The organism is Xanthomonas cannabis (genome assembly GCF_040616535.1).
Taxonomy (GTDB): Bacteria; Pseudomonadota; Gammaproteobacteria; order Xanthomonadales; family Xanthomonadaceae; genus Xanthomonas; species Xanthomonas cannabis.
The window spans coordinates 3,494,056-3,505,512 of sequence record NZ_CP136580.1 but is presented as its reverse complement, the minus strand read 5'-3'; the positions used below and the strand labels follow the sequence as shown (position 1 = coordinate 3,505,512).

Genomic DNA, 11,457 nt, shown 5'->3' with positions numbered 1-11,457 from the left:
TCATCACGCACAGGGATGGACGGCGGGCGGCTGCTCGCCGGATGCGGGGTGTTGCCACCGCGCGTTCTCAACAACGCGCGACAGATCGCCTACGACACGTCAGCGTGGTGCTGCAGGTACCAATTGGCCGCACCGAGCACGCCCAGTTGCCCGTGCTCGACCAGCTTGACCGGGATGCGTTCGAGCACCTCGCGCATGTTGCCCTTGGCCAAGAAGCGCGCACGGAACTGGCTGGTGGTCAGGAAGTGCCCGATCGTCGGCAGGATGCCGCCGGCCAGATAGACGCCGCCCGCGCCATAGGCCAGTGCCATGTCGCCGACGGCATGCCCGAGCAGCGCGCAGAACACCTGCAGGCATTCGCCGGCCAGCGCGTCGTCTTCGTGCAAGGCGGCCTGGGTGATGGCGGCAGGCAACTGATGACGCGGCGAGGCGCCATGGAGTTGGCAGACAGCGGTGTAGAGCCGGAGCAGACCTGGGCCGGACAGTACGTGCTCCAGCGGCAGATAGTGCTGCCCGCGCAGCAGGATGCGCAGCAGCTGCAGTTCGTGGTCGTGGGTGCTGGCCAGCGCGACCTGGCCGGCTTCGGTGGCCAGCACCAGCGGTCTGGGTGTGGCATCGATCCACACCGCCGCGCCCAACCCGGTGCCGGGGCCGACCACCAGGATCGGGCCGGTGCTGCGGACATGCCGGGGCGTGGGGCCGCTCAGCTGCAGCACCGCACGCGGCTCCATGTGCGGCGCCGCGTATGCGACGGCTTCGAAATCGTTGACTAGGTGCACGCTGCGCAGCGCCAACGTGGTGCGCAGGCGCTTGGGCGACATGCTCCACGGCAGGTTGTTGCTGATGAAGGTGTCCTCGTCCAGCGCAACGCCGGCGCTGGCGATGACCACCGCCTCCACACGGCTCACCTGCGGCAGGAACTCGGCAAGGATGGCGTCGAGACTGGCGTATTCGGCGCAGCGATAGGTGCGGTAGTGCGTCAGCTCCACCGCGCCGTCGTCGGCCTGCGTCACGTGGGCAAGCCGGACATGCGTGCCGCCGACATCGGCCGCGACGAAGCCGGTGGCAGCGGACACCGCGGGCGAGGCGGAAGCGTGAGCAGAACGGGAGGTCGCAGCCACATGCAGTCCTTTGATCCGTCCGATTGGCCGATGCCATCAGCGCGTCACGGCTGTTTAGGAGTTGGTGACAACGATGTCAATGGTCCAGTCGGGTTGGATCGATCTTGCTGGCGGGCTCAAGTGTCAAATCGGGGCTTGGGAACGGTTCTGTGCAGACTTCGTTGCGCAAGTCGGTCAAGAGTGTCCACTTGGTCAACCGCAGCGGTGGCGCCAGTCGGCAGCAAGCGAACCTGGCCATCGCCATCGGTGCGCATGCAGCGGGTGCGGCGGCAGTTGGGCCGTCGCCGCGACAGCACGCAGGCAGGTGGAATGGCGACCTGCGCAGTCACCGCTACGACATCTCACTGCCGTTCGGAAGCCGCGGGCATCGGACGCACACGCGGATCAGCGCCGCCCAGGGCTGCGCTTCGCTGGCGACACCTGCGGCAACGCTGTCTCCGCCAGGTTGGCGGTGCACGACATCAACGCGTAGCGGCACTGCTTTCCATGCCCGGCAAGGTGCTGCAGGCGGCGTTGTCGGTCGGCGGCGCCTGCTGCGGATACTGCTGTTTGCCGAGGATGTAGGTCTGGCTGGTGGCGACAAAGCCATCGGCATAGGTGGCTTCCACGAAGTACGCGCTCCAGCCGGTCTCGGGCACCTGCACCGGCACGGCGATCGTGTGGCCACGCCCCGCAACGAGCGGACTGGCGTGATAGCGGATGCCACAGGCGTAGCGGAAGTCGCGTGCCTGCGGGTTGCTGGCCGTCCACAGTTGCAGCCGCGTCGGTCGCTCGGAAGAACGCAGGCGGATCTGCGGCGCGGCGCCCCTGCGCAAGGTATCGCTCAGCTGCGGAAGCGGGCGCTGTTGCTGCAGCCGCGTCACGAAGGGCACCAACGTGTCGACGACCGCGGCACGGATGCCGTTGTGCGCGCTGTTGGGCACCACACGCAAGGCCTTGCTGCCAGGCAGCGCCGCATAGAAGAACTGCGTATTGTCGGGCAGGAAAAAATCATCGCCGCTGGCATTGACGATGTATTTGGGCAACGACAGCCGCTTGCGGTACGGCGAGTGCAGGTAGCTCAGCGGGTCCTGCAGTTGCACCAGCTGCGCAAACGCCGGCGTCTGCAGCTGCGTGGTGATGCCTTGCCGGGCGTAGGCATTGAATGCAATCGGCCAGTTGCCCCCGTATGTCCGGTACATGTGGTCCAGCACCGCCGGCATGTTGAGGATGTCGATCACGAACGGCACCACGGCTTCGACGCGCGGGTCGGCGATCGTGGCATGCCAGCTGGCCCAGCCGCGCTTGGACGCACCGGCAAGGATGAAGCGGTGGATCTTCAGCGGCGCCAGCTCACGCTCGGCCAGGCTCATGGTGCGTGCGATCGCCGCGGCCATGGGCACATGCAGCGGCATGGTCTTGCGTTGCTGTGGCGCCTTGAGAAACAGCGACCAGGTGTAGGCGACGCTGTCGTCCTCGCGCCTTGGCGCGGCGTCGCCCTGATAGCGCAAGGCCTGATTGGGAATGTCGCTCAATGCGATGACCACGGTGCGGCTGCGTTGCGCCAGCGCAGCCAGCGCCTCCGGCGGCAACTCGCTGGCCGGCTGCGCCGCGCCGCCGTCTGCCGGGTGACGCGTGCCGTTGGTGGAGATCAGCACCGCGCGGGTCGGCAAGGCATCGGACGGCACATAGATCGCCACATCGTGCTGCCAGATGGCCGGCGTGACACGCGCCTCAGGCGACCAGGTCTGCGAGGTGAGCAGGTAGTCGCGCCGTTCCACGCCAGCAACGCGGCTGGTGCCCACTCGCGTGTAGACCAGCGGCTGCTGTTCCACCGCGTCGTGATAGCAGACCAGGGCCTGATCAAACCCGACCTCCGGCGAGGTGGCGCATCGCTCGGCCGCGGTAGAGGCCAACGCCGGGCAGGAGAGCAGGGCCAGCAGGGCAAGACCGCAACGTGTCATCAAGCGCATCGGTGTCCTCCGGAAGCGGTGCAACGCGCCAGCGCAGTCATGGGCAGGTCGAGCGGAAAGCACATGGCGCGCCGGGACGTAACGGCAAGTCTTGCACGTTACGAACGTCCGGGTCGCGGTGCCAAGGCCGCCAGCGGGGTGGGACGAAGCCCACGCTGCCATTGCACGGCAGGACTCACCCATGCCGCGCAGTTACCAGTGCTTACTTGATTCGCCGTACCTTGGCCGGGGTGTTGTAGCCCTCGATCTGCAGATACCAGACGCCGACCAGGCCGGGCTTGATCCTGACCTTGGGTGCGTCCTTGCGCACGCCGGACAGGCTGGCGGCATCGGTCTGTTCCCAGTCCTGACCATTGGCCAGCGTGTAGACGCGGCCCTTGGAGAAGCCCTTGAACTCGCCGACGATGCTGCTTTCGATCGGCTCCTTGCTGCCGAAATCGAAGAAGCCGCGATTCTTCACGATGACCTCCTGGCGGCCGGCCTCCTTGGCCTGCTCGACCACCACGGCCGCTTCCTTGGCCACCTTGCCCTGCAGCCAGTCGTTGAGCGCGGCCAGTTCGGTGGCGTCGAGCTTGTCCAGGCCGGCGGCCTTGAACTGCTCGGCGCTCATCTGCGACTGCAGATCGCCCTGGACGGCACGCTGCGCCAGGGCCGGGGTGGCAGACAACGCAAGGGTCAGGCAGACCAGCAGGGGAATGCGGCGCGCGAGCGACATGGAAGCCATCCAGGAGGAAAGAGGTGGCTAGTGTAGACGCTGTTCTGCGCCGGCCACCGCAGGTCAGTCCGTGCCGCCTGCAGTGGCAGGTTGTGCACGCGCGGGGCGGGCAGGCCGGCGATAGACGAAGTCCGGCGCTGGCGCGGCGGCTTCGCGTTCGGCGGTGGCACGCACCTGCGCATGGGTGGGCGAGCGTTCGCACACCGGGTCCAGCGTAGCAGCATCGCCGCTGAGCGCCAGCGCCTGGCAACGGCAGCCGCCCCAGTCGATCTCGCGCTTGGGACAGCCCTGGCAGACCTCGGGCATCCACGCGGTGCCACGGAAGCGCACGAACGCCTCGCCGTTGTTCCAGATATCGGCCAGCGAGCGCTCGCGCAGATTGTCGAAGCGCATGCCGTCGATGGTCTCGGCGGCATGGCAGGGCAGCACGTCCCCGCGGGGGGAGATGTTGACGAAGCGCTGGCCCCAGCCGCCCATGCAGGGTTTGGGCTGGCGCGCGTAGTAGTCGGGGGTGACGAAGTCGATCGCCAGGCGGTCGCCGAGTTCGCGGCGTGCGGTTTCCACTGCCTCGATGGTGGCCATCAACTGCTCGCGGCTGGGCATCAGCGCCGCGCGATTGCGCAGGCCCCAGCCGTAGTACTGGGTATGGGCGACTTCGATACGCTCGGCCTGCCATTCCAGCGCGAGCGCGATCATGCCGGGCACGCGCTCGGCGTTATGCCGGTGCAGCACCGCGTTGAGGGTCAGCGGGAGGCCACGCGCACGCACGGCGCTGGCGAACTCGCGTTTCTTCGCCAGGCTGTTGCGATAGCCGGCAATGCGGTCGGCGCCGGCCGGGTCGACGTCCTGCACGCTCAGTTGCACGTGCTCCAGCCCGGCGGCCTGCAGCTGGTCCAGCATCGGCTCGCCGCCCGCCACGCCGGAGGTGATCAGGTTGCTGTACATCCCGAGCGCGCGCGCATGCGCCACCAGTTCGGGCAGGTCCTTGCGCAGCATCGGCTCGCCACCGGAAAAATGCGCCTGCAGTACGCCCATGTCGGCGGCCTGCTGCAGCAGCGAGCGCCAGCCGGCGGTGTCCATCTCCTCGCGCAGTGCAGCCAGTGCAATCGGGTTGGAGCAATACGGGCACGCCAGCGGGCAGCGATGGGTCAGCTCCAGCAGCACCGACAGCGGCGGCGGTGCACTGTTCATGGCCGCAACAGACGCTTCTGATGCAAGGTGGTCGTCAGTTCGATCACATCGGCTTCGATCTCGGTGGCGTCGGCGTCGAACTCGGCGGCCAGTTCCACCGCAATCTGCGCCAGCGACCGGACGCCATCGAAGCGCTGCGCCACCACCAGGGCGATGTCGTCCAGCTCGACCACGCGTTCGGGGGCGAGCAGCACCCATTGGTCGCGTGCGCGGTCATGCTGCAGACGTACGCCTGCGCGCAGGGCCGGCTGGCTGTCGCGCGTGATGCTGCTCACGCGGCGGCCCGGTTGGCGTCGCGCGCCGGCACGAAGGCGTCCGGCCACACGATGCCGGGCGCAACATAGGCCACGTGCAAGGCATCCAGCTGCGCCCAGAGTACCGAGCATTTGAAATGCAGCGCGTCCTTGACCAGCTGTTGTTTCTCGATGGTGTCGGCGTGCTGCTTGACGTAGTCCAGCGCGAAATCCGAATCGCGCGGCGCTTCGGTCAGGCGATGCTCGAAGTAGGCCAGCGCCTCGGCCGAGACGAAGTCGTAATGCTTGAGCATGCCGGCCACGCGCTGGCCGATGATGTTGGGAGCGAACAATTCCGTCAGCGACGATGCGATGGCCTCGAGCAGGCTCTTTTCGCGCACGAAGTGCAGATACGCCTGCACCGCAAAGCGGGTGCCGGGCAGCAGTGCACGCCCCGATTCCACCAGCTGGCGGTCCAGGCCGAGGGCGTCGGTCAGATGCAGCCAGCGGGCAATGCCGCCATCGGCCGCGCTATTGCCGTCGTGATCGAGGATGCGCTGGCGCCAGATGCGCCGCAGCGCCGGGTCTTCCATGCGCGCCAGGATCGCAGCGTCCTTCAATGGAATGCAGCGTTGGTACTCGAAGCGGTTCAAGGCCCACGCCTGCACCTGGCCGCGATCGAGCTTGCCGTCGTGCAGCAGCGCGTGGAAGGGGTGCTGGTCGTGGTACAGGCGTGCTCCGATGGCACGTAGGTCTGCTTCCAGCTGGTCGGGGGTGAGCAGGGCGGTCACAGCGTGATCTCCAGGCCGTCGTGGGCGACATCCCAGCCGCTGGCACGCGCGCTGGCGTACTCCGGAGAGTGGATATCGAGCACGGGATTGGTGGTGTTGATATGGATGAAGATCTTGCGCGCCACGTTCAGCGCTTCGAACGCGGCGATGGTGCCCTCGGGTCCGTCGATGCTGAGATGGCCCATGCGCTGGCCGGTCTTCTGGCTGACGCCCAACTGCACCATTTCATCGTCGCGCCACAGCGTGCCGTCGAAGAACACCAGTTCGGCGCCTTGCAGGCGCGCGCGCAGTGCATCGGTCATGGCGGCGCAGCCGGGAATGTAGTGCACCCGGTGCCGGCCGTCGTCGATGGTGAGCCCGAGGGTTTCTTCGTTGGAGCCGGCCAGGTCGCCGCCACTGCGCGATTCCATGAACAACGGCACCTTGCCCGGCACCGAGAACGGTGTGAGCTGCAGGCCGAGCAGCGGTAAGGGGGTATCGAGCGCGAAGGGCGTGCGCGTGACGTAGTGCGGGTTGACTGCGTCGAAGATCGGATTCTGTGCCAGCAGATCAAGCACGCGGCTGCTGGCATGCAACGAGAATGGTTGGCTCTCCCGCATCGACAGTAGCCCGGCGATGTGGTCGATTTCGCCACTGGTCAGCAGCACTGCCTCGATCGGCGAGTGACGCAGCCCCTGCTGTGGCCATAGCGCGGGCGTGGCAAGGATCTGCTGGCGGAAATCAGGAGAGGCATTGATCAGCACCCAGCGCTGGCCATCTGCACTGACGGCGATGCTGGCCTGGGTACGACGTTGGGCACCGTCTGCTTGTTGCCACGCCCGCTGGCTGGCGGGTGTGTGGCAATTCCACTGCGGGTGCCCACCGCCGGCCGCCGATCCCAGAACAATGATGCGCATGGAGAACTGTTACCTAATCTGCCGGCAACTGCCGGACATGCATCAAGAAGAAAGGGCGGCAGGTGTGTGTGAAACGGGCCGGATCAAAACTCGCCGGAGACGTAGCAGTTGATTTCGGCGCCACAGTTGACTTCACGAACGACAGGCTTCTTCCAGGTCTTCATCGGCTACCTCGCAGTTGGGTGAGTGACGTCGCCGCTGCGCACGGCAGCGACGACGTGCAGGGAGCATAGGCAGCCGGTTTGGGCGAGTTGTAAAGAGCACGTAAAAAGCGGCGGATGCGGCGCAGATGGACCGTGATGGCGCCTGCCGCATTGCGCTGAGCGGTTGCGAATCAAGACGTTGGCGCGTGAACCGACCATAAGCACGGCGGTCGTACGGCAGCGCACGGGCACCGAAATTTCGCGTTGTGGAGAAGGTGACGCGCACGTTACCGTAGCCGTCAGCCCCTTGCTGTTGCCGCCACCGTGTCCACCGTTGTGACCAGTTCCTCATTCGAACGCCTGCAGGCAGTGCTGCAGCGCCCGGCTGTCGCCTCGATCGCACCCGCCCTGCGGGACGCGCTTGCGCAGGCCTGGCAGGACATGCCGCCCGCGCCAGCCGACAGCGTGCCGTGGTCGCTGCTCGGCGACACGCTGGATGCGCTGGCCCTGCTGGCGGCTGACGAGGCCACCCTGATTGCGGCGCTGCTGTTCGACCTGCCGGCGTTGCGCGGCACCGTTGCCGCCCTGCCGTGGCAACCGGCGGAGCGGCGCGTGGCGGTGGAGGGACTGCTCGATGGCCTGGATGCGGCCGACCAGGTCTGGGCGCTGCATGCCGGGCGCGAGGCAGGGCGCAACAGCGAGGGCCTGCGCCGCTTGTTGCTGTCGATCATCCACGACCTGCGGGTGGTGCCGATCCTGCTGGCGCGGCAGTTGGCGCGCATGCGCGTGGCCGACCGCCTCAACGAGGAACAGCGCCGCGCGCTGGCCCAGCTCACCCGCGACATCCATGCCCCGCTGGCGAACCGGCTGGGCATCTGGCAGGTGAAGTGGGAACTGGAAGATCTGGCGTTCCGTCACCTGGAGCCGGAGACCTACCGCCGCATCGCCCGCGAAGTGGATGAAACCCGCGTTGCACGCGAGCGCTATATCGAAGCGGTCAAGCGCAGCCTGTCCAGCGCGTTGGCCGGGCAGGGGCTGCGGGCCGAGGTGAGCGGGCGGCCGAAGCACATCTACAGCATCTGGCGGAAGATGCAGAAAAAGCGGTTGTCCTTCGACCAGTTGTACGACGTGCGCGCAGTGCGCGTGATGGTGGACGACGTGGCGGCCTGCTACGCGGCGTTGGGTGCGGTGCATTCGCTGTGGGCACCGGTGCCCAGCGAGTTCGACGATTACATCGCGCGGCCCAAGGCCAACGACTACCGCTCGCTGCACACCGCCGTGGTCGGCCCGGAAGGGCGCACCATCGAAATCCAGATCCGTACCTTCGAGATGCATGCCCAGGCCGAACTTGGCGTGGCCGCGCACTGGAAATACAAGGAAGGCGGCAAGGGCGCCGAAAAGGCCTTCGACCGAAAGATCCTGTGGATGCGCCAGTTGCTGGAGCAGGTGCAGGAAGGCGAGCACGGCGAGCTGGCCGGCGCGCTGGATGCCGAGCTGATCGAAGACCGCGTGTACGCGCTGACCCCCAAGGGCGAGGTGATCGATCTGCCACAGGGCGCCACGCCGCTGGATTTTGCGTATCACGTGCACACCATGGTGGGGCATCGCTGCCGGGGCGCGCGCGTCAACGACCGCATCGTGCCGCTGACGTATCGGCTGCGCAGCGGCGACCGCGTGGAGATCATGACCGCCAAGGAAGCCGACCCGCGCCGCGACTGGCTGCTGGCGTCCAACGGCTTTCTGGCCAGCGGGCGGTCGCGCGACAAGGTGCGTGCGTGGTTCCACAAGCTCGACCGCGCGCGCAACGTGCAGGCCGGCAAGGACCTGCTCGATCGCGAGCTCAAGCGGTTGGGCCTGCAGCATGCCGATCTGGGCGTGGCCGCACGCAAATTCCACGCCGAGAACATCGACGAGCTGTATATCCAGGTGGCGCTGGGCGATACCGGCCCGAACCAGGTCAGCCGCGCGTTGCTGGAAGCCGAGCGCGCCGCGTCGCAACCGGCGGTGCCGGCGCCGCCACGCCCGACTGCGCGTCGCGATGGATTGGGCAAGTCCAAATTCACCGTGCAGGGCGTGGGCAACCTGCTGGTGCAGCTGGCGCGCTGCTGCCAGCCGGTGGCCGGCGAACCCATTGCCGGCTACCTCACCCGCGGCCGCGGCATCACCGTGCACCGCACCGATTGCGCAGCATTGGCGCGGCTGGCCGCCGCCCACCCGCAGCGCGTGTTGCCGGTGGAGTGGGGCAAGGCCGGCAGCGGCTACGAGGTGGATGTGCAGGTGCGTGCGGTGGACCGGCGCTGGCTGCTCAAGGACATCACCAACCTGATCGCGCAGGAAGACGCCCACGTGCTGGAGATCAACAGCGACAACGTGCGCGACACCGGCAGGGCGCAGTTGCGGCTGCGGCTCAAGGTCAGCGACTACGACCAGCTGTCGGCCCTGCTCGGCAAACTGGACGCCTTGCCCGGCGTCAACGAGGTCCGGCGCCTGGGCTGAGGCTGGGTAACAAGGCGGTGGCGTTCGCTTGAAGGGCGCCGCACAGACGAGCGGCGTTATCGTCAGAGTGCATGCCGTGGCATCCATCGATGGTCAGCAAGCGGACGATGGAGGCCATGCGGTGCAAGTCACTGCGCCGCCATGCTGTCCGTGTCACGACCGTTTATCCGTGGATCTGCAAAGCCCATCAGCCCGATCAGCCATGTTTGCCTGACGATTCCCGATTCCCGATTCCCGATTCCCGATTCCCGATTCCCGATTCCCGATTCCCGAAACGCACATCGTCTTCGCAGCAGGCAGCTACCATAGTCGGGTGAACGCGTCCCCGTCAGGTCGCGCCAAGGATGGACGCCACCGCATGTTTCCGCTGCCGCGCTGTGCCAGGTCGCCCCGCCTTTGGGCGCCGTTGCGCAGCCGCGCGCTATGGCGCGTGGTGTTGGCGCTGTCCGCGTGCCTGCTCCTCAGCGTCATCGTGCTGCGCAAGCCGCTTGCCGACTGGCTGTGGCCGGATACGCGCATCCAGCAGCTGCTGCAACGCGGCGATGCGGCCTTGCTGCGCGGCCGGCTCAGCGCAGCCGACGGCACCGGGGCGCGCGAATTGTTCAACGCTGCGCTCGCGCTGGACAGCGATCGCACAGAGGCGCGGACCGGCCTGGCGCGTACCGGTGCCGCCGCCGTGGTGCAGGCGCGTGCGGCCATCGCGGCCGGCGATGCGCCCGGCGCGCAGCGCGCGCTGACACTGGCAGGTGCGCTGGAGGTGCCGCAGGCGCAGACCGCCCCGGTCGCGCTGCGTCTGCGCGACCTGCAGGCGCGCCGTGCCGGACTCGATGCCTTGCTCGCACAGGCGGTGGTCGCCCAGCAACAGGGGTGCCTGGATGGAACCCCCGACAGCGCGCTGCCGCTTTACCAGCGCATCCTGACCCTGGCCCCGGACCGCACCGACGCGCTGGAAGGACGCGAAGATGCCCTGACCGATCTGCTGGCGCAGGCGCGCCATGCGCTGGCACGCGACGCACTTGCCGATGCCGCCGCCCTGCTGGCCGCTGCCAAGCGCTACGACTCCGGGCATGCCGACCTGCCGCTGACCGAGGGGCACTATCACCGTCTGCTCGAGCAGCGCCGTCAACGTGCACAGGCCTTGCTGCGCCGCGGCCGGTTGGCCCCGGCAGCGCGCGATTTTGCCGCGGTGCTGGCCGCCGAGCCGGCAGATGCCGGGGCGCAGCGCGGGCTCGAACGGGTGGCCGGCGAATACGCCGCACAGGCGGGTCGCCAGGCTGCGGATTTCCATTTCGATGAAGCCATGCAATCGCTGCAACAGGCGCAGGCCCTGGTGCCGGGCGCTGCATCGATCGCGCAGGCCGAGCAGGCGATCGCGCGTGCGCGCGATGCGCAACGCGGCCCGCAGACCGGTCTGTCGCGCGCAGTGCGCGAGCGCCGCCTGCGCGCGTTGCTGCAACGCGTGGCCGACGCCGAAGCACGCCAGCAGTGGATGACGCCGCCCGGGGCCAGTGCATACGATGCCGTGCGCGCCGCACAGGCGCTGGCGCCGCGCGATCCACGTGTGGTGCAGGCGGCCGCGCGGGTGGTGCCTGCCAGTCAACGCTGTTTCGAAGACGAACTGCGCAACAACCGCCTGCGCGCGGCACGCGGGTGTCTGGATGCCTGGCAGGCGCTGACGCCCAACGGCGATGCGCTGGCCGGCGCACGTCGGCGCCTGGCGCAACGCTGGGTTGCGGTCGGCAGCGAGCGGCTGGGGCAGGAGGATGCAGCGTTCGCCCGACGTGCCCAGGACCAGGCGCATCAGCTGGATCCAGGCTTGCCGGAGCTGGCCGAGTTCACGCGACGGGTGCGGGCGGTGGCCGAGCAGCGCTGAGGCATGCGTCGGCGGGGAGTGAGTGAAGGTCGGTCGCAGAGCCCCG

General features: G+C 67.9%; 10 protein-coding genes. 2 read left to right on the top strand and 8 right to left on the bottom strand.

The window, feature by feature from the left end; all coding sequences use genetic code 11:
- Positions 1-89 precede the first annotated feature (89 nt).
- The 8 genes from RZV17_RS14905 to pqqA form a co-directional block, all read right to left on the bottom strand.
- Entirely contained in the window at positions 90-1,121 is a 1,032-nt protein-coding gene (locus RZV17_RS14905; protein ID WP_047695273.1) for a glucokinase family protein, read from the bottom strand.
- 461 nt (positions 1,122-1,582) lie between these two features.
- A complete protein-coding gene (locus RZV17_RS14900; RefSeq protein WP_355604572.1) occupies positions 1,583-3,073 on the bottom strand; it encodes a PhoPQ-activated protein PqaA family protein in 1,491 nt (496 codons plus the stop codon).
- A 202-nt stretch (positions 3,074-3,275) separates the two neighbouring features.
- Positions 3,276-3,788, bottom strand: coding sequence for a hypothetical protein (locus RZV17_RS14895; RefSeq protein ID WP_047695271.1), 513 nt, complete (start codon positions 3,786-3,788; stop codon positions 3,276-3,278).
- 63 nt (positions 3,789-3,851) lie between these two features.
- Positions 3,852-4,979 (bottom strand): pyrroloquinoline quinone biosynthesis protein PqqE, encoded by a 1,128-nt coding sequence (pqqE, locus tag RZV17_RS14890; protein WP_047695270.1) that lies wholly within the window; start codon positions 4,977-4,979, stop codon positions 3,852-3,854.
- The gene (pqqD, locus tag RZV17_RS14885; RefSeq protein ID WP_047695269.1) at positions 4,976-5,254 is read right to left on the bottom strand and encodes a pyrroloquinoline quinone biosynthesis peptide chaperone PqqD; all 279 of its coding nucleotides are present in this window, start codon (positions 5,252-5,254) and stop codon (positions 4,976-4,978) included. The genes pqqE and pqqD overlap by 4 nt, the downstream gene beginning before the upstream one ends.
- Positions 5,251-6,003, bottom strand: coding sequence for a pyrroloquinoline-quinone synthase PqqC (gene pqqC, locus RZV17_RS14880; RefSeq protein WP_047695268.1), 753 nt, complete (start codon positions 6,001-6,003; stop codon positions 5,251-5,253). Before pqqC ends, pqqD begins: the two co-directional genes overlap by 4 nt.
- On the bottom strand, positions 6,000-6,899 hold the full coding sequence (pqqB, locus tag RZV17_RS14875; RefSeq protein ID WP_047695267.1) for a pyrroloquinoline quinone biosynthesis protein PqqB: 900 nt from the start codon (positions 6,897-6,899) through the stop codon (positions 6,000-6,002). Before pqqB ends, pqqC begins: the two co-directional genes overlap by 4 nt.
- 83 nt (positions 6,900-6,982) lie before the next feature.
- Entirely contained in the window at positions 6,983-7,063 is an 81-nt protein-coding gene (pqqA, locus tag RZV17_RS14870) for a pyrroloquinoline quinone precursor peptide PqqA (protein WP_002812057.1), read from the bottom strand.
- Between the two features lie 315 nt (positions 7,064-7,378).
- Here pqqA and RZV17_RS14865 point away from each other — a divergent pair, with 315 nt between their 5' ends.
- The gene (locus RZV17_RS14865; RefSeq protein ID WP_166749104.1) at positions 7,379-9,538 is read left to right on the top strand and encodes a bifunctional (p)ppGpp synthetase/guanosine-3',5'-bis(diphosphate) 3'-pyrophosphohydrolase; all 2,160 of its coding nucleotides are present in this window, start codon (positions 7,379-7,381) and stop codon (positions 9,536-9,538) included.
- Positions 9,539-9,896: 358 nt separating this feature from the next.
- Positions 9,897-11,411, top strand: coding sequence for a hypothetical protein (locus RZV17_RS14860; protein ID WP_355604564.1), 1,515 nt, complete (start codon positions 9,897-9,899; stop codon positions 11,409-11,411).
- The last annotated feature ends 46 nt before the right edge of the window (positions 11,412-11,457 follow it).

Excerpts from the sequence above, each read along its gene's own strand:
- RZV17_RS14900 (WP_355604572.1), bottom strand. The coding sequence starts at position 3,073 with ATGCGCTTGATGACACGTTGCGGTCTTGCCCTGCTGGCCCTGCTCTCC.
- RZV17_RS14895 (WP_047695271.1), bottom strand. The coding sequence starts at position 3,788 with ATGTCGCTCGCGCGCCGCATTCCCCTGCTGGTCTGCCTGACCCTTGCG.
- pqqE (WP_047695270.1), bottom strand. The coding sequence starts at position 4,979 with ATGAACAGTGCACCGCCGCCGCTGTCGGTGCTGCTGGAGCTGACCCAT.
- pqqB (WP_047695267.1), bottom strand. The coding sequence starts at position 6,899 with ATGCGCATCATTGTTCTGGGATCGGCGGCCGGCGGTGGGCACCCGCAG.
- pqqA (WP_002812057.1), bottom strand. The coding sequence starts at position 7,063 with ATGAAGACCTGGAAGAAGCCTGTCGTTCGTGAAGTCAACTGTGGCGCC.
- RZV17_RS14860 (WP_355604564.1), top strand. The coding sequence starts at position 9,897 with ATGTTTCCGCTGCCGCGCTGTGCCAGGTCGCCCCGCCTTTGGGCGCCG.